This is a genomic window from Bacillus amyloliquefaciens DSM 7 = ATCC 23350, from assembly GCF_000196735.1.
In the GTDB taxonomy this organism is placed as follows: Bacteria; Bacillota; Bacilli; order Bacillales; family Bacillaceae; genus Bacillus; species Bacillus amyloliquefaciens.
On sequence record NC_014551.1, the window covers coordinates 1,428,061 to 1,454,129 of the forward strand.

The 26,069-nt window shown below is 45.3% G+C and carries 25 protein-coding genes and 2 riboswitches; of the genes, 15 read left to right on the forward strand and 10 right to left on the reverse strand.

What is annotated here, in order from left to right; genetic code table 11:
- The first annotated feature begins 276 nt into the window (after positions 1-276).
- Positions 277-1,032 (forward strand): RNA polymerase sigma factor SigI, encoded by a 756-nt coding sequence (gene sigI / locus BAMF_RS27775; RefSeq protein WP_003154719.1) that lies wholly within the window; start codon positions 277-279, stop codon positions 1,030-1,032.
- On the forward strand, positions 1,029-2,207 hold the full coding sequence (locus tag BAMF_RS27780) for an anti-sigma-I factor RsgI family protein (RefSeq protein ID WP_013352018.1): 1,179 nt from the start codon (positions 1,029-1,031) through the stop codon (positions 2,205-2,207). Before sigI ends, BAMF_RS27780 begins: the two co-directional genes overlap by 4 nt.
- Positions 2,208-2,213: 6 nt before the next feature.
- Here BAMF_RS27780 and BAMF_RS27785 read toward each other — a convergent pair whose 3' ends face one another.
- Together BAMF_RS27785 and BAMF_RS27790 are read right to left on the reverse strand one after the other, a co-directional pair.
- The gene (locus BAMF_RS27785; RefSeq protein WP_013352019.1) at positions 2,214-2,408 is read right to left on the reverse strand and encodes an alpha/beta-type small acid-soluble spore protein; all 195 of its coding nucleotides are present in this window, start codon (positions 2,406-2,408) and stop codon (positions 2,214-2,216) included.
- A gap of 135 nt (positions 2,409-2,543) precedes the next feature.
- On the reverse strand, positions 2,544-3,245 hold the full coding sequence (locus BAMF_RS27790; RefSeq protein ID WP_013352020.1) for a DUF1836 domain-containing protein: 702 nt from the start codon (positions 3,243-3,245) through the stop codon (positions 2,544-2,546).
- 148 nt (positions 3,246-3,393) lie between these two features.
- Here BAMF_RS27790 and htpX point away from each other — a divergent pair, with 148 nt between their 5' ends.
- The 4 genes from htpX (at position 3,394) to BAMF_RS41260 (ending at position 6,738) form a co-directional block, all read left to right on the forward strand.
- Complete coding sequence (htpX, locus tag BAMF_RS27795) at positions 3,394-4,287, forward strand: protease HtpX (protein WP_013352021.1); 894 nt, start codon at positions 3,394-3,396, stop codon at positions 4,285-4,287.
- A 157-nt stretch (positions 4,288-4,444) separates the two neighbouring features.
- Positions 4,445-5,797 (forward strand): TrkH family potassium uptake protein, encoded by a 1,353-nt coding sequence (locus BAMF_RS27800; RefSeq protein ID WP_013352022.1) that lies wholly within the window; start codon positions 4,445-4,447, stop codon positions 5,795-5,797.
- 94 nt (positions 5,798-5,891) lie between these two features.
- Complete coding sequence (locus tag BAMF_RS27805) at positions 5,892-6,566, forward strand: DUF421 domain-containing protein (protein WP_013352023.1); 675 nt, start codon at positions 5,892-5,894, stop codon at positions 6,564-6,566.
- A gap of 1 nt (position 6,567) precedes the next feature.
- Positions 6,568-6,738, forward strand: a complete 171-nt coding sequence (locus BAMF_RS41260) for a hypothetical protein (protein ID WP_013352024.1) — start codon at positions 6,568-6,570, stop codon at positions 6,736-6,738.
- A gap of 41 nt (positions 6,739-6,779) precedes the next feature.
- Here BAMF_RS41260 and BAMF_RS27810 read toward each other — a convergent pair whose 3' ends face one another.
- The gene (locus tag BAMF_RS27810; protein WP_013352025.1) at positions 6,780-7,802 is read right to left on the reverse strand and encodes an acyltransferase family protein; all 1,023 of its coding nucleotides are present in this window, start codon (positions 7,800-7,802) and stop codon (positions 6,780-6,782) included.
- A gap of 256 nt (positions 7,803-8,058) precedes the next feature.
- Here BAMF_RS27810 and BAMF_RS27815 point away from each other — a divergent pair, with 256 nt between their 5' ends.
- Together BAMF_RS27815 and BAMF_RS27820 are read left to right on the forward strand one after the other, a co-directional pair.
- Positions 8,059-10,278, forward strand: a complete 2,220-nt coding sequence (locus tag BAMF_RS27815; RefSeq protein ID WP_013352026.1) for a PAS domain-containing sensor histidine kinase — start codon at positions 8,059-8,061, stop codon at positions 10,276-10,278.
- Positions 10,275-10,772, forward strand: a complete 498-nt coding sequence (locus BAMF_RS27820) for a methylated-DNA--[protein]-cysteine S-methyltransferase (protein ID WP_013352027.1) — start codon at positions 10,275-10,277, stop codon at positions 10,770-10,772. Before BAMF_RS27815 ends, BAMF_RS27820 begins: the two co-directional genes overlap by 4 nt.
- A 241-nt stretch (positions 10,773-11,013) precedes the next feature.
- On the opposite strand, the gene mtnA is transcribed toward BAMF_RS27820, so the two are convergent.
- The 3 genes from mtnA to BAMF_RS27835 form a co-directional block, all read right to left on the reverse strand.
- Positions 11,014-12,075, reverse strand: a complete 1,062-nt coding sequence (gene mtnA, locus BAMF_RS27825; RefSeq protein WP_013352028.1) for an S-methyl-5-thioribose-1-phosphate isomerase — start codon at positions 12,073-12,075, stop codon at positions 11,014-11,016.
- A gap of 6 nt (positions 12,076-12,081) precedes the next feature.
- Entirely contained in the window at positions 12,082-13,266 is a 1,185-nt protein-coding gene (gene mtnK, locus BAMF_RS27830; RefSeq protein ID WP_013352029.1) for an S-methyl-5-thioribose kinase, read from the reverse strand.
- A 109-nt stretch (positions 13,267-13,375) separates the two neighbouring features.
- Positions 13,376-13,530: riboswitch (SAM riboswitch) on the reverse strand.
- A 92-nt stretch (positions 13,531-13,622) separates the two neighbouring features.
- The gene (locus BAMF_RS27835; protein WP_013352030.1) at positions 13,623-14,402 is read right to left on the reverse strand and encodes a carbon-nitrogen family hydrolase; all 780 of its coding nucleotides are present in this window, start codon (positions 14,400-14,402) and stop codon (positions 13,623-13,625) included.
- Positions 14,403-14,494: 92 nt separating this feature from the next.
- On the opposite strand from BAMF_RS27835, the gene BAMF_RS27840 reads away from it, so the two are divergent.
- The 6 genes from BAMF_RS27840 to BAMF_RS27865 all read left to right on the forward strand — a co-directional run bounded on the left by BAMF_RS27840 (position 14,495) and on the right by BAMF_RS27865 (position 19,505).
- A complete protein-coding gene (locus BAMF_RS27840) occupies positions 14,495-15,691 on the forward strand; it encodes a pyridoxal phosphate-dependent aminotransferase (RefSeq protein WP_013352031.1) in 1,197 nt (398 codons plus the stop codon).
- 36 nt (positions 15,692-15,727) lie between these two features.
- Positions 15,728-15,827, forward strand: a riboswitch (SAM riboswitch).
- A gap of 81 nt (positions 15,828-15,908) precedes the next feature.
- Entirely contained in the window at positions 15,909-17,123 is a 1,215-nt protein-coding gene (gene mtnW / locus BAMF_RS27845; protein WP_013352032.1) for a 2,3-diketo-5-methylthiopentyl-1-phosphate enolase, read from the forward strand.
- Positions 17,120-17,824: a 2-hydroxy-3-keto-5-methylthiopentenyl-1-phosphate phosphatase gene (mtnX, locus tag BAMF_RS27850; protein WP_014470473.1), complete on the forward strand. Its 705-nt coding sequence runs from the start codon at positions 17,120-17,122 to the stop codon at positions 17,822-17,824. The genes mtnW and mtnX overlap by 4 nt, the downstream gene beginning before the upstream one ends.
- Complete coding sequence (locus BAMF_RS27855; RefSeq protein ID WP_013352033.1) at positions 17,782-18,411, forward strand: methylthioribulose 1-phosphate dehydratase; 630 nt, start codon at positions 17,782-17,784, stop codon at positions 18,409-18,411. The genes mtnX and BAMF_RS27855 overlap by 43 nt, the downstream gene beginning before the upstream one ends.
- A 15-nt stretch (positions 18,412-18,426) precedes the next feature.
- Complete coding sequence (locus tag BAMF_RS27860) at positions 18,427-18,963, forward strand: 1,2-dihydroxy-3-keto-5-methylthiopentene dioxygenase (RefSeq protein WP_013352034.1); 537 nt, start codon at positions 18,427-18,429, stop codon at positions 18,961-18,963.
- A 281-nt stretch (positions 18,964-19,244) separates the two neighbouring features.
- Complete coding sequence (locus tag BAMF_RS27865; RefSeq protein WP_013352035.1) at positions 19,245-19,505, forward strand: aspartyl-phosphate phosphatase Spo0E family protein; 261 nt, start codon at positions 19,245-19,247, stop codon at positions 19,503-19,505.
- A 208-nt stretch (positions 19,506-19,713) separates the two neighbouring features.
- Here the strand turns inward: BAMF_RS27865 and BAMF_RS27870 are convergent, their stop codons facing one another.
- On the reverse strand, positions 19,714-21,213 hold the full coding sequence (locus BAMF_RS27870; protein ID WP_013352036.1) for an ATP-binding protein: 1,500 nt from the start codon (positions 21,211-21,213) through the stop codon (positions 19,714-19,716).
- A 217-nt stretch (positions 21,214-21,430) separates the two neighbouring features.
- On the opposite strand from BAMF_RS27870, the gene BAMF_RS27875 reads away from it, so the two are divergent.
- A complete protein-coding gene (locus tag BAMF_RS27875) occupies positions 21,431-21,877 on the forward strand; it encodes a MarR family winged helix-turn-helix transcriptional regulator (RefSeq protein ID WP_013352037.1) in 447 nt (148 codons plus the stop codon).
- 35 nt (positions 21,878-21,912) lie between these two features.
- Here the strand turns inward: BAMF_RS27875 and motB are convergent, their stop codons facing one another.
- The 3 genes from motB to clpE all read right to left on the reverse strand — a co-directional run bounded on the left by motB (position 21,913) and on the right by clpE (position 25,765).
- A complete protein-coding gene (gene motB, locus BAMF_RS27880) occupies positions 21,913-22,716 on the reverse strand; it encodes a flagellar motor protein MotB (protein WP_013352038.1) in 804 nt (267 codons plus the stop codon).
- Positions 22,688-23,503, reverse strand: a complete 816-nt coding sequence (gene motA, locus BAMF_RS27885) for a flagellar motor stator protein MotA (protein ID WP_013352039.1) — start codon at positions 23,501-23,503, stop codon at positions 22,688-22,690. The genes motB and motA overlap by 29 nt, the downstream gene beginning before the upstream one ends.
- 165 nt (positions 23,504-23,668) lie before the next feature.
- The gene (gene clpE, locus BAMF_RS27890) at positions 23,669-25,765 is read right to left on the reverse strand and encodes an ATP-dependent protease ATP-binding subunit ClpE (protein WP_013352040.1); all 2,097 of its coding nucleotides are present in this window, start codon (positions 25,763-25,765) and stop codon (positions 23,669-23,671) included.
- Positions 25,766-26,069 lie beyond the last annotated feature (304 nt).

The following is a 26,069-nucleotide window of genomic DNA, read 5'->3' on the forward strand; positions in this document are numbered from 1 at the left end:
AAAGGGTCATAGAGGGATCTGTTTTTTTAAAAAACAGGTTCCTTTTTTTGTTTGAAACGCTTACATTTAAGACATATGATAACAATTTTATAACAGCATTGTTACAAAAAACACACAGAAAACCCCCTTAATTCTCCTTGAAGGCACGAAATCATGTATAGTACGTCTTATTGGCTTGTCATAATTGAGACAAATGAAATCGATTTCTCTTTTTCTTCCTTTGCGAATCCCTACTAAATTAGCTATGATTATGAGTAGTTATAGGGAGGAACTGAGGTGAAACCAGTGCTTAGCCTTTTGTTTAAATTGGGAAAAAAGAAGCAAACGCTTGAAACATCTGTTGAAAAAATACAAAAAGGCGACAAAGATCTGCAGAACGATTTAATACAGCAATATAAGCCTTTTATCGCAAAGACGGTTTCATCCGTTTGTAAACGATATATAGATGAAAAAGACGACGAATTCAGCATCGGGCTGATCGCGTTTAACGAAGCCATTGAAAAATATTCGGCTGAAAAAGGTAATTCGCTGCTTGCATTTGCAGAGCTTATCATAAAAAGAAAAGTAATAGATTATATCAGAAAAGAAGCAAGAACCGCTCAGCACATTAATATGGATGTGCAGGAAGGCGACGACCAGGAGTCTTCGCAGAGTCTTATCGAAGCAGAGCTTTCCATTGATGAATACCGCAAACAGATAGAACAGGAGCAGCGCCGGGAAGAAATTCTTTTTTTTCAAAAGCAGCTGAAAGAATACGGGCTGTCTTTTAAAGAGTTGCTGGAACAATCGCCGAAGCATACAGATGCGAGGCAGAATGCGATTAAGGTAGCTTACACGCTTGTTGAAAATGAAGAGCTGGCGTCCATTTTGCACCAGAAGAAACAGCTTCCTGTCAAACAGCTGGAGCAGCTCGTGTCGGTCAGCAGAAAAACGATCGAACGGAACCGAAAATATATCATCGCCATGAGTATTATTATTACCGGTGATTATATTTATTTAAAAGATTATCTTAAAGGGGTGTTGCACTCATGAGAAGAGGGATCATAGTAGAGAAAAATAAAAAATTCGTCACGTTGCTAACCCCTGACGGACAATTTTTAAAAACAAAAAATGATCACCGCACTTGTGAAATCGGAGAGGAAATTACGTTTGAAGGCGAAACGCGTATGGGAAGAAGGGCCAGCTTTTTTGATTTTCTGAAACTGCGCCCTTTTAAATTGGGAGTGTTTACGATGACTGCTATTATCTTATTTATTTTAATCATGCTCCCGGTTTTTTCTGATAACAAAGCTTACGCGTATATGACGCTGGACATTAATCCAAGCATTGAGATGGCTTTAAACAGCAAATATGAAGTCATTGAACTTACGCCGCTGAACCATGACGCCAAACAGGTCATTAATGACATCGGAGACTGGAAAAGCAGCGATTTTAAGGAAGTCATCAGTGATATTATTACCGATTGCAGCAAGCATGGATATGTAAAGGAATCAAAAGAGATTTTAATTTCCACGGTTTATGAAAATACAGATGACAATACATATAAAAAAGGCGTCAAAAAACAGCTGGCTGATATGACTGAAAAATATAAGGGCACCTACCAGCTTCAATCGCTTGAATCAGATATGGAAACAAGAGAAAAAGCGAAACAGGAAGGTATGTCAACAGGCAGCTACATAAGAAGAAACGAAAAGAAAACAGAAGAAGAACAGCCTGAAAAGAAAACAGACGGCCAAGAAACCGATCAGAAAAACAATGAAACAGATACTGATCAAAACATGCAGCCGGACACAGAAAAGCCGGCGGCTGATGAGCAGACATCTCCTGATGAAGAAAAGGCAGCGGACCAGCCGGAAAACAATGAAACAACGCCCGGCACGGAAGAAGCGAAGCCGGACAGTCAGGACGGCAATCAGCAAACCGAAAAAAATGCAGCTTCCGGATCAGAGGAAAACACTCAGAAGGAACAAGATGGGGAAAAAGAGCAGCCCCCAACACAAAATCCTCAGGAAAACGGAAACGACAAAGAGCCCAAGCATAGGTATAACAATCATTACTGGAATCAGCGGGATCATGAGCGCAATGAACAGCGGGAATCCTATCGGCGCCATGAAGATTCGTCAGACCGCAGGAACCCGAACGGCTACCGGCACGGAAGGGAAAATGCCGATAAATATCAAAATTCGCCGAGAAATCCCGGCGAATAAGCTACATTATTGAGTTTTGCCGTTTAATTGTGATTGAGCCTGCTGTACAAGCCGTTTTGTCATTTCCCCGCCTACAGAGCCGTTTGCGCGTGCTGCTGTATCAGAGCTAAGGTTCACGCCGAATTCTTGAGCCACTTCGTATTTAAATTGGTCAAGTGCCTGCTCAGCCCCTGGAACTAAGAGTTTATTTCTGCTCGCCATCTTTTTCATCTCCTTTTCTCTGGCAAGATGTTTTACGCATTTTAGTTTCAAACGGAACGGTATTGATTATGCTGGCAATTGTTGTGCAGCTGAAAAAAACCCCGGCGCAGACACCGGGGCTAAGAACGTTATGAATTATAATAAATGGCTGGTCATTTTGTAGGCGGAGGCTTGAATATGGAAAGTCAAAACGGAGAGCACCGTAACGGCGAGTATGGATCTGATATTGTTCCATTGCCCGTTTCCGAGTTCTTTGAAGCAGCCTCTGAGCTTGTCCGTCTGCTGTTCAACGAGCTCCTGCAGGCTCGTTTCCTTCATCGGCGGGTTGCCCTTATGATGGAGATAATCAATCACCTGAGCGCAGCTCTCATAGTAGCTGATCGGGCTGATGACGTCATCTGTTCTGTCGGTGATCGTGTTAAATGCGATCTTCAGTATGCCGCGTATATGTTCGAAGTCATAAATTGATTTTAAATCACGTACAATGAGAAGGATGACAGCTTGTTCAATTGTATATTTTTTTCCGAGTAAGGGGTGGCCGATCAAATCTTTAATATCGCGTTTCACCCAGTTTTGGACGGCGGTTGATTTTAAAGACGTCAGCTCGCACAGATTTCCCAGTTCGACAATCTCGTTTGTTGAAAGTCCGTATTCTTTTTTCTCTTTTTTTCGCTCGAATCTCGTCAGAAATTCAGGGATATGCAGCCGGTTTTCCGCTTCATCCAATGTCATATCCGCAGATTGCAATAAGATTTGGAGAGGGGTTGCGTCTCCTTGGCCCTTTAACGCGTAAAGAAGCCGGACCATATCAGTTCGGGTCAGTTTAAACGTGTTCATTGTTCACCTCTGATTGATTACGTGTTCACTTTCTTGTATCACTGAGAATTACATTAACATCATACGTCGAAATTGTTGCATTTTCAAACAGATCATTTATAATTTAATTAAATAAGTTCTTTTGATCTTAAAAAAGACGGAGGTAATTATGGCGAAAAGAATATTTCTGTTTATTTTAACAAACCTTTTGGTCATTACGACAATCGGAATTGTGCTTACGATTATTACAAGCGTCACCGGTGTCGGCTCGTATATACAAAATGGCCGCGTCGATCTGACGGCATTGCTCGTGTTCAGTCTTGTCGTCGGTTTTGTCGGTTCTTTTATTTCTCTCGGAATGTCCAGATGGATGGCCAAAACGATGATGGGTGTCCGGGTGTTAAATCCGAAGAAACAGTCACTCAGCTTTGAAGAGCAGCAATTGGTTGACCGGGTGCACAGACTGGCCCGTACTGCAGGGATGACGAAAATGCCTGAAGTCGGTATTTATCATTCCCCTGAGGTCAATGCCTTTGCGACCGGGCCTTCTAAGCGCCGCTCACTTGTCGCGGTTTCCTCAGGTTTATTGCAGCAGATGGATGATGCTGCGGTGGAAGGGGTTCTTGCCCATGAAGTCGCACACATTACAAACGGTGACATGGTCACGATGACGCTGCTGCAGGGAATCGTCAATACGTTCGTCGTCTTCCTTTCCCGTATCGCGGCATGGATTGCAAGCCGCTTTGTCAAAGAAGACCTCGCGCCGGTCGTGCATTTTATCGCGATGATCGTGTTTCAGATTATTTTTTCCATTCTCGGCAGTCTTGTCGTCTTCGCATACTCGCGTCACAGAGAGTTCCACGCTGACCGCGGCGGTGCCGACCTTGCCGGCAAGGATAAAATGATTCACGCCCTGCGTACGCTGAAGTCTTACACAGGACACGTGAATGAAGAGGATCAGACGGCGGTGCAGACGTTAAAAATCAATGGCAAAAAGCATTCGTCACTGTTCTCTACACACCCTGATCTGGATGAGCGCATCCGCAGGCTTGAAGCCAAATAATCAACAAAACCTCTGACATTGGTTCAGAGGTTTTTTGATTAAAGATCGGCAAATTACATAAGGTAAATAAAAAATCTTTCTAAAAAGACCTTTAAAAATTCTCCCAATATCATTAGAATAATTACGTACTACAATGAGAGGCAAAAGGAATTATCTTATGAAATTAATGCTGAAGAAATTCATACAGATCTTGTCGCCTGCACAGCTGATTGCATTATATTATTTTCTTGCTGTGACGGTGGCAGTTATATTGTTAAGTCTGCCGGCAGCCCACAAACAAGGGGCCAGCTGGTCGTTTATAGACGCGCTGTTTACAGCTGTCAGCTCAGTCAGTGTAACGGGTTTAACGGTGGTCAACACGGCTGATACATTCAGCACGACCGGGATTGTCATTTTGGCATTCGTGCTGCAATTCGGCGGAATCGGCATCATGACGCTCGGAACATTCGTCTGGCTGATTATGCGCAAACGGATCGGTCTGCGGGAACGGAAGCTCATTATGGTGGATCAGAATCAATCGCAGTTTTCCGGAATCGTCAACTTGATGAAGCAAGTCCTGTTTTTGATTTTATTAATCGAGTTTTTGGGCGGCATCATTTTAGGAACATATTTTTTAACGTATTACCATTCGTTTGAACAAGCTTACTTGCACGGATTCTTTGCGAGTGTCAGCGCCACGACAAACGGCGGTTTTGATATTACGGGAAATTCACTCGTTCCGTTCAGGCATGACTATTTCGTGCAGTTTATTACGATGCTTCTGATTATTTTCGGTGCGATCGGGTTTCCGGTGCTCGTAGAAGTTAAGGACTTTTTGTTTTCAAAACAGCGCAGATACTCATTTACGCTGTTTACGAAAATTACGACCGTTACGTTCGGAATGCTCGTTTTGTTCGGGGCCGTCGGAATTTACGCGCTTGAAGCAAGCCATGCCATGAAGGGAAAAAGCTGGCATGATGTTTTGTTTTTATGTCTCTTTCAATCAACCGCTACAAGAAGCGGCGGGCTTGCGACAATTGATATCAGTCAGCTGTCGGCGCCGACACTATTTTTCATGTGCGCCCTTATGTTCATCGGCGCATCGCCGAGCTCAGTCGGCGGCGGAATCCGCACCACGACATTTGCGCTTAACCTTCTTGCTCTGTTTCATTTTGCCCGGGGGAATAAAGCGGTCAAGGTCTTTAAACGCGAGCTTCATCAGGCTGATGTCATGAAATCGCTGGTCGTTACGATGATGGCGATTCTGCTTGTGTTCGGATCGACGCTGATTCTGGCTGTGACGGAGAAGAATCAGACGCTGCTCGGACTGCTTTTTGAAGTTTGCTCCGCTTTCGGAACGACCGGGCTTTCGCTTGGGATTACCCCGCATTTAAGCGATATCGGAAAATGCGTGATCATGATCGTCATGTTTATCGGCCGGATCGGCATTCTGACTTTCCTTTATTTAATCGGCCGAAAGGAAATCGAAGCGAATTATCACTATCCGAAGGAAAGAATTATAATCGGCTGACACCGCTTTTTTAAAAGCGGTGTTTTTTATTTCCGGAAAATGGATGTGTGGCAGCAGTTTTTTTGGAGATTCTATTTGTAAAGAGGTGACGTCATTGTTTGCCGTATTCTGGAAATCTGTGATTATGATAGCGGTCGGTACCTTTTTATTGCGAATTGCCGGGCGGAAATCGATCAGCCAGCTGTCGGTGACCCAGACAGTCATCATGATTTCCATCGGCTCAATTATTATTCAGCCGTTTATTGAACATAGTTTATGGGAAACCATTTTCGCGGCTGCGATTTTTATTGCAGTACTGATCCTGATGGAATATTTAGAAATCAAATCAAACTTTTTTGAGGTTTTATTTTCAGGAAAAACCATCGCCGTTGTCAGAGACGGAAAAATCATACCGGAAAATTTAAAAAAGATGCGTTTCACCGAGGCGCAGCTGTCAATGCGGATCAGGCAGGAAGGCCTCGGGGATATACAAGATTTTAAATATGTGTTGCTTGAGCCGAACGGACAGATCGGCTATGAGCTTATTGATGATGCCAAAAACGTGACAGTGCGCGACCTGAAAAAAATGCTTGATGAATTCAAAACAGATTTGCTGACAGAAGGAGGAAATCAAATGAAACGCAAAGCAGCGAAGAATGAAGCTTTGACCAATAACAATACACCGACTGAGAGCATGGACAAAGATGCATACAAAACGCAATATGACGGTGATCCCGGACTGAGAGGCGCAAACCGCAAATCAAAACACGGCAAACAAGGAGGCGAATAACATGACGAAAAAAAATCGCCACAGTAGAGACATGCAAAACCATAAAAAGCCGATGGACCCTGAATTGCTTGAAGAAGAATTTTCAAGCGAGCTTGGTGATTATAACGCCGGAAAACTGATTGAAACGCTTGAACAGACGAAACCCAAGAAGAAAGAAGACAGCAAAAAATAAAAAATACCTCTTAGGCGATATCGCTTAAGAGGTATTTTTTATTATTTCGAATAAACACCGTTTCTTGTTCCTTTCACCGCTTCAAGCCAGCCGGTTATCCGCAGTTCAATAAACGGCTGTGCGGCCGTTTTCACCGCATTGCTGGAGAGAATGGAAGTAAGAGCGGCCGTTAAAATCAAGAGCATGACTAAATTCTGGTAATCAGACAGGTGATCTTCAAGCCCGATCTGGCGCAGCGTTTTTATGATGAATCCATGCAGCAGATACACGTAAAACGTCCTCGTACCCCACTTCGTAAAGAAATAACGCTTTTGCGGAACGAGCGCCAAAAAGCTGAATGTGGCGGCAAAGGCCAATACATACCAGCCGATGCGCGACAGACCGCTCAACAGCGTCACTGTGCCGAATGTGGAATAAGGCTCCGACCCGAACAGCCACGAGTAATCAAAATCAATGCACCAGCATAAGAGGAAAACAATCCCGAGTACGCCGGCGGCAATCTGCCTGCCTCTTTTGGCACGCAGTAAATCAAAGTGCTGTTTTTTCAAATAGAACCCGACGAGAAACATCGGAAGAAAGACAAACGTTCGTGAGAGACTCAGCGTGCTGCTGATGAAATCCAGATACCCGATCATAACGGCAAGCCCGCAGCTCGCTCCAAGCGCCCACATTTTTGGCAGCTTCGTAAAAGGGTACAGCAGCAGATTCCAAAAGAATAAGCTGACTAAAAACCAGAGAGACCACTGCGGATCAATCGGATTGACGCTTGTCATGCTTTCATCCTGAATCAAGTAGTAAAAAACCGAGTAGATGCCCTGAAAAATCAGGTACGGAATAATCAGCTTCACAGCCAGCTTTTTCACATAACCTTTCCGCTTAAAGTTTTTAGCGAAATAGCCGGAAACCAGGATAAAGGCCGGCATATGAAAAGTATAAATGAATTTGTAGAGATGAAGCATAAACTCATTTCCGTTAATAAAAGACCGGAGAATGTGGCCGAACACCACCAGAAAAATCAAGATAAACTTGGCGTTGTCAAAGTAACTGTCTCGCGATTTTGTCATAGCATCACCTTCTTTTCAAAAAATCATCCACTGCATGATTATTTCCTGATGATGTTCATTTTAAAATAAAAAACAAAAAATTGAAGGAGGACAAAAGGGATTGTTAGGATGATGTAATGGGGAGGTAAGGATCGTAGAAAAAGACTTTAACTTGTCATATCATTGAAATTTTCTGAAATGTATAGGGCGAATGAAGGAAGATGAGGTATTTTGTAGAAATATTGAAGGATAGGTTTTTGAAGAAGGAGTGTACTGAATGGCTGAAACTCTGGATTTGCAAACAAAGGAGTCGCTGAAAGAGCAGCTGAAGCGGATGAAGGAGGAAAATGACCGCCTGAAGAGTGATTTGCATCGGTATCATGTGATTATGAATAACACGCTTGATGCCATTTTTATATGCCATAAGGAAATGAAAATCGTCCAGGCGAACGAGGCTGCCGCCCGGATGATGCAGATTGAGGCAGAGAGCCTCATAAACCGCTCCGTCCTGGACTTTTTATATTCTGTGCCTCAGGAAGAACTGAATAAGGCCGTGAAAAAATTTTTGAAAAAGGGCCATCTGTGGAAAGAGGTGCCGATTAAGCTTGACAGCGGCGCGACGAAATACATTGAATTCCTCGCCAAAGACGGAATTGGGGAGGATTATTTTTTTGTGGTGATGAGGGATATCTCCTCTAAAAAAATACTAGAGCGTGAATTTTCCATGAACGAGCAGCTGTTTAAAGATCTGTTTGACAGAGCTGTCGATGGCATCGTCCTGTTTGACAAGGACGGCGGGTTTATTGATGCGAACCTCTCTTTTTGCAAAAGCTTTGAGATCGGTCAGAATGAACTGTCCCATCTGTCGCTCCGCCATTTTACAGAAGGAGAAAACAACAAGCACCTGAAAGAAATCTGGGACACCCTCGGCAAAAAAGGAAAAGCTAAAGGAGAGCTGCCGGTCAAGCTCCGGTCCGGCGAGGAGAAGCTGTTTGAATTTACGATTACGTCCAACTTGATCAGCGGGTTTTACATGTCCATTATGAGGGACATAACGGAGAAACGGTCGATGGAATTGAAACTCTTTAAAAGCGAAGAGCGTTTCCGCGAAATCTTTGAAAACGCTATGGACGCGATTGTCATTTGGTCTGATGACGGAAGGATTGCCAAAGCAAACGAGTCGGCGTGCCGTATTTTTGAACTGCCGATGGATAAGCTGGTGGAACGGAATTTATGTTCGTTTATCGTTGATCCGCAGAAAAAATACAAACAGATTAAGAAAAAATATGAAAAATACGGGGAAATCCGTGAAGAGATGCTGTTTCAGATGGCAAACGGCCAATATAAAGAGCTTGAATTCACATCAAAACGAACCATACTTGAAGGTCAGCATTTAACCATTTTAAGAAATGTCAGCGATCGAAAGCGGATGGAAAAAGAATTGAGGGAAAGCGAGCTGAAATTCAGAAAAGTATTCAACGGCTCAATGGACGGCAAAGTCTTGTTTGACAACCAATTCCGCATTATTGACGCAAACCCTCTCGCAAGCCGTATCCTCGGCATGCCGGATGAGGAGCTGAGAGCGTACACCGTTCCGGATATTCTTTCATTATTTGATATTGAAAACGCGGGTGTGCCCGCCAGAAAGATTGATTTAGAAGGAATGGATAATGAAATCCCCTTCCTGTTAAGCAGCAGTGACAGCCGCAAACTGGAATTCTCCTTCAAAAGGAATATCATTCAAAATATGAATCTGGCCATTTTTAAAGATGTCACCGAGGCCAAAGAGCTTGAGGAGCGGCTGCGGAAATCAGACACTCTTCACGTCGTAGGTGAGCTTGCGGCCGGCATCGCCCACGAAATCAGAAATCCGATGACGGCGCTGAAAGGGTTCATTCAGCTTTTGCAAGGAAGCATTGAAGGAGAACATTCCCTGTACTTTAACGTCATTACCTCAGAATTAAAACGCATCGAGTCTATCATCACTGAATTTTTAATTTTAGCGAAACCTCAGGCGATATTATATGAAGAAAAAGACGTGACGCAGATTATGAAAGACACGGCCGATCTCTTGAATGCCCAAGCCAATCTTGTCAATGTGCAGATCCATTTGAACCTGACCGGAAACATCCCGCCGATTTACTGTGAGCCGAATCAATTAAAACAGGTGTTTATCAATATTTTAAAAAACGCCATTGAAGTCATGCCGGGCGGCGGCAATTTCTACGTGACCATTCAGCCTTCTGATAAAGACCATATTCTGATTTCTCTTCAAGATGAAGGAACAGGCATGTCCGAAGACAAATTAAAACGTCTTGGCGAACCATTTTACACGACAAAAGACAGGGGAACGGGGCTCGGTCTGATGGTCAGCTATAAAATCATCGAAGAGCACCAGGGCCGCATTCATGTGGAGAGTGAAGAAGGGAAGGGCACCGTCTTTCATTTGACGCTTCCGATCCGGCAGAATACTGAAGAAAGAAGGAGCGGCGAATGATCTGTTTTACAAGTGTGAAGGCACCTTTTGGAACCGTCATCATAACAGAGGAAGAGGGCTTTATTACCGGCCTGTTTCTCAACGGGGAAGATTTTGAGAAATGGCGGAAAGATACGCCCGGCGTGAAATCGTGTGAAACCGCTTTGCTATCTGAGGCGAAACAGCAGCTGACCTCTTATTTTTCCGGAGAAAGAAGGCATTTCTCTCTGCCTCTGAGACAAAAAGGGACAGCTTTTCAGGAAAAGGTATGGAACGCGCTGACGGTGATTCCATACGGCGAATCCCGGAGCTACGGTGATATAGCCGAAATGATCGGCAAACCGAAAGCGGTGCGCGCCATCGGACAAGCCAATAAACGCAACAGGCTGCCGATTTTGATTCCGTGCCATCGGGTAATCGGCAAAAACAGCGCCTTAACGGGTTACGCGGGCACCCAGACGGATGTAAAAGCGGTGCTGCTGAACATCGAACAAATATCCTATAAAGAAAAATAAAGCATATGGCACGTTCCGTTTTTTCACGTCCGACATATCATTTTATTAAGTGAAAAAAGTTGGTCTTACGAAAAAGGAGGACGAAGCCTGATGAGAGTGAGCCGTCCGCAAAAGATAGCCGGCTATGCAGAGCTGTTTTTTAAAATGCATCTGATTTCAGCCGCCCAAAAAGATGAAGTGATTACATTATGCAGACAAAAAAACCGCTGACATTGCCTGAGGCAATATCATCAGCGGTTTTTCAGCTCAGCTGGCAGTCTGCAAATAATTGTTCAATTTCTTCCGTGTAAGAATCAGTCACGATGCCTTTCTCGGTTATAATGCCTGAAATCAGGCTGCTCGGTGTAATATCGAAGGCAGGATTGAAGACCGGCACATCTTCAGGAGCGGTGCGTATGCCGGAGATCTGTCTGACTTCATCCGGATCTCTTTCTTCAATAGGAATCTGATCGCCGTTTTCAATCTGTAAGTCAAAAGACGAAAGCGGTGCGGCCACAAAAAACGGAATTTGAAAGGCGTTTGCCAAAATAGCGAGGCCATACGTTCCGATCTTGTTGGCCGTATCCCCGTTTTTAGCAATTCTGTCAGCGCCGACAATGACCGCTGAAATGTGCTTTTCCTTCATTGTGTGGGCGGCCATGCTGTCAGTAATGAGCGTGACATCAATCCCGCCCTGCATCAGCTCCCACGCCGTCAGCCGGGACCCCTGGAGAACGGGCCTTGTTTCACAAGCGTAAATATGAAGACCGAGGTCTTTTTGTTTCGCTAAGTAAAAGGGGGCAAGCGCCGTACCGTACCTGCTTGTGGCAATTGAACCTGCATTGCAGATAGTCATGATCTTATCGCCTTTTTTAAAAAGTTGCAGAGCATTTTGGCCGATCATCCGGCATGTTTCTTCATCCTCAATCTGAATCTGAATGGCTTCATGAACGAGCGTTGTCTTCGCTTCATTGATTGAGGTCGCATCTCTGATGGAGTCCGTCAGTCTGTCAAGCGCCCACGCGAGGTTGACGGCAGTCGGTCTCGAGCTGTTTAAATACGCTTTGACATCCGCGAGCTGACGGCGGAAATCAGAAAGATCGCGGACTTCAAACGATTTGGCAGAGAGCGCGAGTCCGAACGCCGCCGTTATACCGATGGCCGGAGCGCCCCTTACTTTCAGTGTGATAATCGCGTCGAATACATCTTCCTTTGTTTCAAGATCCACATATTCAGTAACGTCAGGGAGCTTTTGCTGATTTAAAATGCGGATGTATGTTTCTTTCCATTCCACAGAACGGGGGATGGCAAATTCATTGGTCATGCTGCATCATTCCTTTACACGGAGCTTAAATTGTTCCAGAACCTCAGTGATATCCTTCAGTTCTTTTCTGTTTTCGATATAACAGGCGCCGATTTCAAGCGCCAGCTTTTTCCGTTCAATTCGTTTGTCAAACGGAGTGAGTTCATCTAAGTCAGCTACATGGGCGAGTCCGATCGTGCGCCGAATCAATTCGCATCCCGCAAAACCGACCGCTTCCTCAAACGTGTTTTTCAGTGTATCTTCCAGCAGATGTCTGCAGGAAGGCAAGCTGTCTTTCTCCCAAGCTTCACTGAATGTTTTCACAAATGTGTCCCATACGGCGGCAGTATGGTCATATAACGGCTGTCTGTCGTCACCGTCCCGGCTGAGGGCGTTTAACAGCAGGTTGGCGATAAATTGGCCGATGTCAAAGCCGATCGGTCCGAAGAAAGCAAATTCGGGATCAATGACTTTTGTTTCATGTTCATCAGCGAAGATGCTTCCCGTGTGCAGATCGCCGTGAATCAATGTTTCCGCTGAATTCAGAAAGATGGCTTTCAATTCATCGGCGCCTTCTTTCAGCCGGGAATTGTTCCAAATTTTTTCTGCGTATGGGCGCAGCTCCTCTTCGAAATCATTTGTTTCATGATCGAGAAACGGTTCTGTAAACACAAGTCTTTCTGTGATATTGCAAAGCTCAGGATTTGTAAACTGCTTTGCGAGCTGCTGCTTTACTTTCGCATCAAGCGCATAAGCGGATGAGTAAAACAGCGTTTTTCCTAAAAATTCACCGATATGGGCCGATAAGTTCGGATAATGTTTTCCTTCCAGCAGCCCTTTTCTTGAGATCTTTAAATGCGAGAGGTCTTCCATTACCGTGACGGCCATTTCAGTATCGGAATAGTAAACGGCCGGAACGAGGTGCGGCACATGCTCGCCCTGGCGGATGAGGGCGCTGCTTTCGATTCTCGCCCGATCGATCGTAAGCGGCCAGCTTTCACCGACGACTTTGGCGTAAGGAATCGCCTGCTTGATAATCAGTCCCTTTTTGTTTTCTTTATCGTACACATGAAAGACGTAATTCAAATTGCCGTCGCCGATTTCACGGCATGTCAGGGTGCTTTTGCTTTGGAACAAGCCGAGCTTCACGGCTAGCGCGGCGGCGGAGCTTTCTGTTAATTGTTCATAAAGACTTGTTTTAGTTGCAGACATGGATTTACCCTCCTATTATGTAGTGGCTGTAAGAGATCGTGACGGAGAATACGCCCGAAAAAAAGCCTCCTTCTCTGAAAGAGAAGGAGGCTGAAACAGTGCAGTCCGCCTCTTATCTCTCAGATAACATCTGATGGAATTAGCACCGTGCCTTATGAGACAATGTCTCGGCGCAAAATGTACGCGCCCCATTTCACAATGGAATTACGGTCGGTTGCTGTTGGGGTCAAAAGGCCGATTCCCTCGCCCAACTCTCGATAAGAGAAAAATATATTGATTTGTATCACAATTCGGATTAATCAGTTGATGAAAATATTAGCAGGTGCGGAATATTCTTGTCAACGTTTTTTTGAAAATTAATATAAATCACGCCGCAAATCTTGGAAAACCGGTATGGTGCCGCGCACGGCCTCACTTTCTGAAACATCGATTTCCGCTGGGACTGCGCCTTCCGTCCGGTCTCCTTCGGCCAAAATCCGGCCCCATGGGTCAATTATCAGGCTATGGCCGGCAAATTCATTATCGGGATTGGATCCCGTGCAGTTGCAGGCGGCGACAAAACATTGGTTTTCAATTGCTCTGGCGATAAGCAGGCTTCGCCAATGATCGAGGCGGGGCAACGGCCATTCCGCAGAGATAAAGAGTACATTTGCTCCCTTGGACGTATGCTTTCTGATCCATTCGGGGAAACGGATATCATAGCAGATCAGCCCGGCACACTTGACACCGTCAAGCTCAAAGGAACCGTCGCTGTTTCCTGCTGACAGATATAGATGTTCATCCATCAGCTGAAACAGATGGGCTTTCTGATACTGCTTCACGATCTGTCCGCTGTTATCGGCGATGTACATGGTGTTATAGACATTTTCTCCTTCTTTGACCGCGACAGATCCGGCAACGAGGTGTACATTGTATCTTTTGGCCGTTTTTTTAAGCCATTGTACCGAGGTTTCGCCGTTTTCATCCGCCAGCTGGTCAAGCCGTGTGAGGTCATAGCCGGTCGTCCATAACTCAGGAAGCACGATGACATCAGCGCGGCGGCTTTCTTGCTCAATCAAAGATTCTGCTTTTTTGAAGTTTTCTGAAGGATTTCCGTATGAAATATCAAATTGCAAACAAGAAACGGTCCATTTCATTTTTTCAACACCCCAAGTTTCTCTTTACTTTTTTTATTTAACCATATATGATGATGGACTATCATTTCAAGAAATTTTTAGAAGGTGAAAATATGAACTTTGAAATCTCTGATGTACTCAAACAGCTGCCGGAACAATTTTTCGCATCATTGGTGCAAAAAGTGAATCAAAAGCTGAAAGAAGGCAAAGACGTCATCAATTTGGGACAGGGGAACCCCGATCAACCGACGCCTCAGCATATCGTTGAGGAAATGAAGCGCGCCGTCGAAAGGCCGGAAAATCATAAATACTCATCCTTCCGGGGCGCTTACAGCTTCAAAAAAGCAGCCGCTGAATTTTATGAAAGGGAGTACGGGGTTACGCTTGATCCGGAAACGGAAGTGGCCGTGCTGTTCGGAGGCAAGGCGGGACTTGTAGAGCTTCCGCAATGTCTTTTGAACCCGGGAGATACAATTCTTGTGCCTGATCCCGGATATCCTGATTACTGGTCGGGTGTCGCCCTTGCGAAAGCGAAAATGGAAATGATGCCGCTGACGGAAGATAGAGGGTTTCTCCCTGATTACAGCGCAATTCCTGAAAAGGTGCAGAATGAGGCGAAGCTGCTGTATCTCAATTATCCGAATAATCCGACCGGTGCTGTGGCGACAGAGGCGTTTTTTGAGGAAACGGTCAGCTTTGCAAAACAAAACGGCATTTGTGTCGTACATGATTTCGCATACGGAGCAGTCGGCTACGACGGGCATAAACCGCTGAGCTTTTTGCAGACGGAAGGTGCAAAAGAGACAGGAATTGAAATCTATACCTTGTCAAAAACTTATAACATGGCGGGCTGGCGTGTCGGATTTGCCGCCGGAAACGCGTCTGTTATCGAAGCGATCAACCTTTATCAGGATCATATGTTTGTCAGCCTGTTTCCCGCCGCGCAGCAGGCGGCGGCAGCAGCTCTTTTAGCTGATCAGGCGTGCGTCGCAGCGCAAAATGACAGATATGAGTCGAGACGAAATGCATGGATTGCAGCATGCCGCGATATCGGCTGGGATGTCACGGCTCCCGCGGGCTCTTTTTTTGCATGGCTCCCGGTGCCGGACGGTTATACATCACAGTCGTTTTCAGATCTGCTGCTGGAAAAAGCAAATGTCGCGGTCGCAGCCGGAAACGGGTTCGGAAAATGGGGGGAGGGCTATATCAGAGTCGGTCTTCTGACAAGTGAAGAAAGACTTAAAGAGGCTGCGGAACGGATCGGGAAACTCAATCTTTTCACCCGAAAAAGCATTGACATATCAAAATAACAATGCGATAATTCAAAATACTTTATAAAATCATTATTCTTATCAAGAGCAGGCAGAGGGACGAGCCCGATGAAGCCCGGCAACCGACTGTTAAAGCACGGTGCTAATTCTTGCAGCAGGAGCTGAGAGATAAGATTCGGACATAACACGAAGCCTCTTTCTGCTCATACGGAAGAGGTTTTTTTATGTTTTTCGAAAGAAAGAGAGGCGTTCACGCATGAGCGAAGTATTGGCAACATATCTTCTGACGGACACAACAGACAGTGAAAAGCGGGCGGAACAGATTGCAGCGGGGCTGACGGTAGGTTCCTGGACAGATCTGCCCCTTGTGAAGCAGGAACAGCTCAGAAAGCATAAAGGCCGGGTCGTAAAAGTTGAGGAGAAAGAAGGAACCCCGGAAAACGAAAAACAGGCCGTCATCACCATCGCCTATCCTGAGGCGAACTTCTCAAGAGACATACCCGCCGTCCTGACGACTGTATTCGGAAAGCTGTCACTGGACGGAAAAATAAAATTGACTGATCTTGAGTTTTCCGAAGGGTTTAAACGCTCTCTTCCCGGGCCGAAGTTCGGCATATACGGCATCCGCAAACTGCTGGGCGAATTTGAAAGACCGCTTTTGATGAGCATATTTAAAGGGGTGATCGGACGGGATCTCCGTGACATTAAAGAACAGCTCAGACAGCAGGCGCTCGGCGGCGTGGATCTTATTAAAGACGACGAAATTTTCTTTGAAAATGAGCTGGCTCCGTTTGAAACCCGCATTATTGAAGGAAAACAAGTCCTGAAGGAAACCCGGGAGGAGACGGGGCATAAAACGCTGTATGCCGTGAACCTGACGGGGAGAACTGCTGAATTGCGGGATAAAGCGAGACGCGCGGCGGAGCTCGGGGCGGACGCCCTCTTGCTGAATGTGTTCGCCTACGGTTTGGATGTGATGCAAAGCCTTGCGGAAGACGGTGAAATCCCGCTTCCGATTATGGCGCATCCGGCAGTCAGCGGCGCATTCACATCATCTCCCGTTTACGGTTTATCGCATGCGCTTTTGCTCGGCAAGCTGAACCGCTATTGCGGCGCTGATTTCAGTTTATTTCCGTCACCTTACGGATCTGTTGCACTGCCGAAGGAGTCGGCGCTTGCGATTCACGATGAATGTGTAAAAGACGATGTCTTTCATCCCTCGTTTGCCGTCCCGTCAGCAGGCATTCATCCCGGCATGGTGCCGTTTTTGATGCGTGATTTCGGCATTGATCACATCATAAATGCGGGCGGAGGCGTTCACGGCCATCCGAACGGAGCAGAGGGCGGCGGCAAAGCGTTCCGCGCTATCATTGATGCGGTGCTTGAAGCCCAGCCGATTGAAGAAAAAGCCGCGTCGTGCAAAGATCTTCAGCTCGCATTAGACAAATGGGGAAGGGTGGAAGCCGTATGACCCGCACACCGCTGATTATTTGTGATTTCGACGGAACGGTTACCATGAACGACAACATTGTCAGTATGATGAAAGAATTCGCGCCTCCTGAGTGGCTTGAATTAAAAGACGGTGTTCTGTCTAAAAGCCTATCAATTCAGGAAGGAGTCGGCCGGATGTTCGGGCTGCTGCCGAGTAGCTTAAAAGAAGAGCTGACTGATTTTATCCTGAAGGATGCGAAATTAAGGGACGGCTTTTTGGATTTTGTCTCGTTTGTCCGGTCAAACGATCTCCCGTTTTATATCGTAAGCGGGGGAATGGACTTTTTTGTGCATCCGCTTTTGGAAGGCATCGTAGAAAAGGAGCGGATTTTCTGTAATCATGCATCCTTTGACAATGAATATATTCATATCAATTGGCCGCACGCCTGTGACGGCGGCTGCACGAATCAATGCGGCTGCTGCAAACCGTCAGTGATCCGAAAGCTGTCCGATCAGCAGAATTTTCTCATTATGATCGGTGATTCGGTCACGGACCTCGAGGCTGCAAAATTATCCGATATGTGCTTTGCAAGGGATTATCTTTTGACTGAATGCGAAGAACTCGGTCTTCGGCATCTGCCTTTTCAAGATTTTCATGAGGTGAAAACAGGCATCGAAAACATCGGGGAGGTGCAGGCATGGCTGCAAAAGAAGAACGCTGGCGCGAACTTGCCGAGGTAAAGCGCGAGCTGGCTGAAAGAGACTGGTTTCCGGCAACGAGCGGAAATCTTTCCATTAAAGTATCCGACGGGCCGCTGACTTTTCTCGTTACGGCAAGCGGCAAAGACAAACGAAAAGAAACAGACGAAGATTTTCTCTTAGTCGATGAGAACGGGAGGCCCGCTGAGACCGGCCATTCCTTAAAACCCTCGGCAGAAACGCTTCTCCATACTTACTTATACAAAAAGACAGACGCGGGCTGCTGTCTGCATGTCCATACCGTTAATAATAATGTCATTTCAGAGCTCTACGGAGATGAAAAACAAATCACCTTTCAGGGGCAGGAGATTATTAAGGCGCTCGGATTGTGGGAGGAAAACGCGTCGGTGACCGTTCCGATCATTGACAATCCGGCGCACATCCCGGCATTGGCCGAAAGTTTCGTGCGCCATGCAGACACCGAATCAGGCGCGGTATTAATCCGCAATCACGGCATTACGGCATGGGGGCGGACCGCGTTTGAGGCGAAAAGGGTGCTGGAAGCCTATGAATTTTTATTCGGCTGTCACATCAAGCTTCTGTCACTTCGGCCGCAGCTCGTAAAATAAAAGGAGGAATGCAAAATGGCGACAATCAGAATTCATGATGAAAAGAATACGATCATTGAAAATCAGGAAGAAGTAGCGCGCTTTTTAGACGAACAAGAGGTAATCTATGAGCAGTGGGACATTGAAAAACTTCCGCCTGAGCTTTCGGAGAAATATGATGTAACCGAAGCTGAAAAAGATCGGATTCTCGCGGCATTTGACAAGGAGATTCAGGATATTTCAGCCCGGCGCGGCTATCAGTCTCAGGATGTCATTTCTTTATCAGACTCAACGCCGAATCTAGATGAATTATTGAAAAATTTCCAAAGAGAACATCACCACACGGATGATGAAGTCCGCTTTATTGTCAGCGGGCATGGCATCTTCGTCATTCAAGGCAAAGACGGCACTTTTTTTGACGTCCGTTTAAATCCGGGGGATTTGATTTCGGTTCCGGAGAACATCCGCCACTACTTTACGCTTCAGGAAGACCGCAGGGTCGTCGCAATCCGAATCTTCGTGACGACTGAAGGCTGGGTGCCGATTTACGAAAATGAAAGTGTGCAAAACTGATAGACTTGCGAACCTCTCATGCAGCCAGCGGCATGAGAGGTTTTTTATTATAATATAAAATCAGCTGTCTCTGTTTTTTGTGCGTTGAAATATGCCGTATTCTGTTTATATCATTACCTGAATGGGTATTATTCTCGTAATCATGCTAAAGATTCCAATATGAAATGAAAAATTAAGTTATTTAGTAAAAAAATGTTTACAAATAAAGTATAATCTGTAATAATGCTCAATAACCCAATCAAACTTGTTTCCTATTCTTTTAGCGGTGAGGGGTGAAGTGAATGGGCAGTTATTCTGAACAAGAAAAATTGCTTGTATCTATTGATGAAAAGAGAAAAATGATGATAGATGCGGCTAACAGGCAGGGGTTTACAGGGTATGACACGATCAGGCACAGCCAGGAACTGGACTGTCTGATGAACGCATATCAGCAGCTGATAAACCGTGAACGCACACATCACCAAGGAATACAGGGCCTTGTGAAGAAAATAGGCTTGTTCTCCCGCGGTGATATCATGCCTGCATATGAAGCAAACAAATGATTAATGATAAACAGATAACGAAGACTGAATGCGCTTCCTGATCAAGCGTCGCATCCGAAAGATGACCGCGTACAGTCAGCGGGTTTTTCCGCCGGCACAGCTCACGAAGCGCCTCGTATCTATCTGCCGGCTATGATGCCGTTCCCCGGTATATCCTCTTACACATATTCTTCTTTATCTAAAAAACACCCTGTTACAGGGTGTTTTTTCATCGTGAAGCGGCAGGGAGGGTAATGGTGACCTCTGTGCCTTTATCGACTTCGCTTTGAATGTCAATCGAACCGCCGTACATCAGCACGATTCGTTTACACACGACAAGGCCGAGACCGGTTCCTTTTTCCTTTGACGTTACAAACGGAAGAAAAATGTGCTCAAGCATATCTTCAGAAATACCCATTCCGTTGTCAGCAACCTTAATGACTGCTTTATGGTCGCGGGCTTCTAAATAGATGGACAGCCGGCCGCCTTCCTGCATTGACTCAAGCGCGTTTTTCGCGACATTTAAGATGACCTGTTTAATATGGTCTTTCGTGCAATTGACCTTGAGCGGCCGATTGACGAGAATCTCCACATTTACTTCCACATTATAAAGGTTCCCTTCCGAATAAATAATCGGCATAATCTCATCAAGGATATCCTGCAGCGAGTTCACTTCCAGTCGTTCCGCGGTCGGTTTGCCGAGCACTAAAAACTCACTGACAATCTGATTAATCCGTTTAATTTCCTGCTCAATAATTGAGAAATACAGCTGATCTTCCTCTGTTTTATATTTTTTCTGCAAAAGCTGAATGAAGCCGCTGATCCCTGTAAGCGGGTTGCGGATTTCATGGGCGGTGCTTGCGGCAAGCGTTCCGATCAGCTCCAATTTCTGCGCCTCGTTTTGAGCGCGCTCCAGCTGGGTCTTGCGCTTAAGCAGATAATATTGAACGAGGATGAACAGAATATTCAGCAGCACGGCGATACTGGACATCGGCAGCAGCACGCTTTTGGTCAGCTCGTTCAGCTCAACCGGTTTCGGAAAAACATTGATATTCCAGTTAATATCATCCAGATAGCCGCTGACCGGCTGCACGCCTTCTGATTGATCAGCGCGTCCGCTGGCAAATATCACTTTATCCTGATGGGTTGCCTTGACATAAACGTCAGGGCTCAGCATATTGATCATATTTCTCAAATAATCGACTTGTATGGCGGCCACTAAATAATCGGTGACCTCCCGGTTTGCATCTAACACGGGCACGCAGATCGTAAAGATGCGCTGGCCTGTAATTCTGCTGGGGTAGTCATTTGTGATGACCGTTTTCTTCGTCTTTCTTGCCTTCGTAAAATACGGTCTGTCGGCCAAATTCACCTTTGATTTCAGATCGGTCGTGCTTGCGATGACGTCACCTTTGGCATTCAGCATATACAGTCCGCTGAATCTGGGTTCATCCTCAAAAGCCTGATCGAGAATTTCATTTATCTTTTCTTCATTGACAGGCTTATCGACAGCGATCGCAAGTGTTGTCATCCGGGCTTTTGTTTCACCGGTTAAATAATTGAGCTTGTTGCGGTGAAGGTTGAGCATCATACTGGCTTCCTGTATGTGTTTATCGGCTATTTTCTGTTTTTCTTTTTCATAAATGAAAAAGCTGATAATAAGTGCCGGGATGATCACCAATATGAGATAAAGCTTGATCTTTCCCCGGGCACCTTTGAATGTATTCACTCTGCATCGCTCCAACATTACACTTGAATAGAGGTATTATATCATTGTTTATACTTCTTTAATAAGAAAAAATAACCAAAATGATATAAAAACAAATTATTTTATTAAGGTTTGTCAAAAAGAAGAGAAATTTTGGAAACATTTTTGTTGACATTTTTCATTTTGTTTATTAATGTTTCTCTGTAACGGTTTCTTTTGCAAAAGGATGATTGAATGTATGACGGATAAAACAGAAAACTCATTGAAATTATTTATTGTACTGTCGCGGGCGTACCGGTCCATTAACGACCATATGAATAAACATATTCATAAGCACGGCCTGAACCCGACGGAATTTGCTGTGCTGGAGCTGCTGTATCACAAAGGCAATCAGCCGCTGCAGCAGATCGGCGACAAAATTTTATTAGCGAGCGGAAGTATTACATACGTTGTTGACAAATTAGAGAAAAAAGAACTTCTCATCAGAAAAGCTTCACCGACTGACAGAAGAGTGACTTTCGCACAGATTTCTGAAAAGGGAATCCGTCTTTTGGACGATATTTTCCCTGATCATGCAGACGAGATTAAAGAAATGATCAGTGTGCTGAGTGATGAAGAGATAGAATTGTGTACGGAAATGCTGAAAAGAGTGGGATTAAACGCTAAACATTTTCATCAGAAATAAAAAAGGAAGCCTTTTGAAAGGCTTCCTTTTTTATATTACTGATTTTCGTCAGTGGCGGCGTTTCTCGGCTGTATCAATACTTCGACGCGCCTGTTTTTGCTGCGCCCTTCTGCGGTTTTGTTCGACGCAGCTGGTTTATACTCGCCGAACCCTTTGGCGCTGAATACTTTTGCGTCAAGTTTAGGGTTTTCCGTGAGAATAGCCATGAAGTTGACGGCCCGCATGACGCTTAAATGCCAGTTTGATTGAAATTGTGAGTTTTTAATCGGCACATTGTCGGTATGCCCGCTGATGATAATGTTCCTTGGCGGATTCAGCACAAGGAGATTCGAGATTTCCTTTGCAAGCGGGATATCTTCCTGGCGGATAACTGCCTGTCCCGAGTCAAAAAAGATACTGTCTTTAATGGTAATTAAGAGGCCTTCTTTTGTCAGCTTTGTTTCCAGCTGATGTTCAAGCTTTTTGTTTTTTATAAATTGATTGACTTGCTTTTGCACACCTTCAAGCTCTTGGCGGTCGGCTGCTTCTCTTTCTTTCTTTTTCTGTTCTTTATCTTTTTCTTTTTCTTTTTCCTTGTCCTTGTCTTTTTTTAACTGATCAATGCCGTCTTTTTCGTTTTCGGGAGGGGTGACGCTTGAATATTCAAGGACACCCGTGCCTCCTGTAAAAACGGCGTTAAATGATTTAGACAGCATTTGGAATTTTGCCGCGTCGACCGAGCTCATGGCGAACAATACAATGAACAGAGCCAAAAGAAGGGTGAGAAGGTCCGCGTACGGGATCAGCCAAGACTCATCCACATGCTCGTCATCATGCTTCTTCTTCTTTTTTCTCGCCATTGTTTGCCTCTCCTTCTTGTTCAATGACTTTTGCGCGTTCATTCGCAGGAAGATACATGAGAAGTTTTTGTTCGATCACTTTCGGGGCCTGTCCTTCAAGCACTGACAGAACGCCTTCAATCATGATTTCACGCAGTTTGACTTCCTGTTTTGATTTGCGTTTCAGTTTGTTGGCAAAGGGATGCCATAGTACATATCCGGTAAAAATCCCGAGAAGGGTGGCGACAAACGCCGCACTGATGGCATGTCCGAGCGCCTCGGTATTGTTCATGTTGGAAAGGGCCGCAATGAGGCCGATAACCGCACCCAAAACGCCGAGCGTCGGCGCATATGTGCCGGCTTGGGTAAAGATAGCTGCACCGGCCTGGTGTCTGTCCTCCATCGCTTCAACTTCCTCAGTCATAATATCTCTGATAAATTCTGCGCTTTGTCCGTCAACCGCCATGCTCAGGCCGTTTTTCAAAAACGCGTCATCCACGTCTTCGATGCTTGCTTCCAATGCGAGCAGCCCTTCACGTCTTGCGATTTGCGCCCATTGAGAGAACATAGGAATTAATTGCGCAATGGTCAGCTGTTTGTTTTCTTTGAACAGCACTTTAAAAAGGGCAGGCACTTTTTTGATTTCTTTTCCGGGGAATGCGATGATCACCGCAGAAATCGTACCGAACAAAATAATCAGAATAGCTGCCGGGTTAGCGAGTGCGCTTAAGCTGACCCCTTTCAGCACCATGCCCACGCTTAAAGCAATCAAGGCGAGGATGATACCGATAATCGATGTTTTATCCATAGTTTTCACCAAATCCTTTATACTAGCTTTCTATGGTTAATATCGGTGGCAGTGCATGGAACTTTAGAGTGATTGAGAAATTGTTCCCGAATTCTTCACAGTTTCTGCCCTTTTGGCAGAGTAAAAGAAACAAAAAAGCGGCTCCACGACAGGGAACCGCTTTTTTTATTGTGCACGGACTTTGATGTCATCCTCTTCCATTACAACATGGAAGGCTTTTATTTCATTGTCATCCAATAAGAGGTCTGTCATTTCGTCCTCGATCAATTCTTGGATCGTTCTTCTGAGCGGGCGTGCACCGAAAGCAGGGTGGTAGCCGATTTCAGCGATTTTTTCTTTCGCATCGTCTGTGACGCAGAGACTGATGCCGCGCTCTTTTAATGTGTCTTCAAGTTCTGCGAGAAGCAGACTGACGATTTTTACGAGATGTTCTTTTTTCAGAGATTGGAATTCAATGATGCTGTCAAACCGGTTTAAAAATTCAGGTTTAAAGAACGAGCTCAGTGAATCAATCAGCGTTTGTTCTTCCATAACGCTTTCTTCAGATTGGAACCCGACTTTCGTCTGTTTTTCGCCGGTTCCCGCATTGCTTGTCATGATCAAAACGGTATCTTTAAAGCTGACCGTTCTGCCCTGGCTGTCTGTCAGACGTCCGTCCTCCATAATCTGCAGGAACATATGCTGGACGTCAGGGTGCGCTTTTTCAATCTCATCAAGGAGCACGATGCTGTACGGATTGCGCCGTACTTTTTCCGTTAATTGACCGGCTTCATCGTGTCCGACATATCCCGGCGGTGAACCGATAATTTTTGAAACGGCGTGTTTTTCCATGTATTCACTCATATCGAGCCGAATGATGGAATCTTTTGTGCCGAAAAGTTCATCCGCGAGTGTTTTTGATAACTCGGTTTTTCCGACCCCGGTCGGTCCGACAAAGAGGAAGGAGCCGACAGGTCTGTTTTTGGATTTTAAGCCGGCGCGGCTTCGTCTTACCGCTTTCGCCACTTTTTTCACGGCTTTTTCCTGACCGATGACGCGCTGATGAAGGCGTTCTTCAAGTTCTTTCATTTTGACTTGTTCATCAGCCTGCAGTTTTCCGACCGGAATGCCTGTTTTCTGTTCAATGATGGCTTGAATATGCTCCGCCCCGATTTCTGAAGAAGAGACCGGTGATTCTTGTGCCAGCTGCTTTTCCAATGCCACTTCTTCATCACGCAGTTTCGCGGCAAGCTCATAATTTTCTTCCTGAAGCGCTTTTGTTTTCTCCGCGTCAATTGCTTTGAGTCGCTCAGCCGCTTCTTCTTCATTTACGGTATCAAGCTCCAGATTTGCTTTGGAGCCGGCTTCATCTAACAAGTCGATCGCTTTATCCGGCAGGTGGCGGTCCTGAATGTAGCGGGAAGAAAGCGTAACACACGCCTTGATCGCTTCATCGCTGAATGTGACGCTGTGGTATTTCTCATATTTATCTTTAATGCCTTCAAGAATGCTGATGGCTTGTTCTATAGAAGGCTCGTGAACCATGACAGGCTGGAAGCGTCTTTCAAGCGCCGCATCTTTTTCAATCTGGCGGTACTCTTTCAATGTCGTCGCCCCGATGACCTGCAGTTCGCCTCTGGCAAGCGCAGGTTTCAGGATGTTCCCGGCATCCATTGATCCCTCGGCAGAGCCGGCGCCTACAAGAAGGTGAATCTCATCAATGAACAAAATGACGTTTTTCCGCTCTTTTAATTCGTTCATTAATTGTTTCATTCTTTCTTCAAACTGGCCTCTGATTCCTGTATTGGCGACGAGGGAAGCGACATCAAGCAGATAAAGCTCTTTGTTTTTCAATTTATTCGGCACATCGCCTTCAGCGATTTTAAGCGCTAAGCCTTCTGCAATAGCCGTTTTACCGACACCCGGTTCACCGATAAGCACCGGATTGTTTTTATTCCGGCGGTTCAAAATTTCAATGACGCGCGCCACTTCTTCATCGCGGCCGATCACAGGATCAATCAGACCTGCTTTTGCGCCGTTTGTGACGTTTTGGGCGAGCTCGTCGAGCAGGCCTTTTTTACGGCCGGCCTGCTGTTTATGTTGATCCGGAGCGAAACCTTGCTCAAACGGGAATCCGAAAGATTGCGGTCCCATGCTCATAGACGGTTTTCGGGTTAATTCTGTATAACATGTTTCACATAAAACGAATTGTTTTTGAATGGAATTGACTTGCATGTTCAGGCGAATCGTCGCCTCGTTTTTCTGACAATGTTGACAACGCATTTGCCAAAACCTCCTTGAAATGTTTGATCATCTTTGACCAAATGGATTAGAAAATAAGGTCTTAACTTTGACCTTCTTTGATTAATAGTATACTCTGACCTTCTTTGACTTTCAAGTGTTTTGTTTTAAACCCCGAAAAATCAAAGTTTACAGCGTGTTAAGTGTTATTTGTGATGTTTGATTATTATTGACCAATATGATCAGAAAGGAAATGAAATGCTTTGACCTTTCTTGATGAAGAGTATACGCCGGCGCTTTTTTTCTTTCAATATTTTTGCTTAGAAGAGAGCTGAATCTGTTTTTT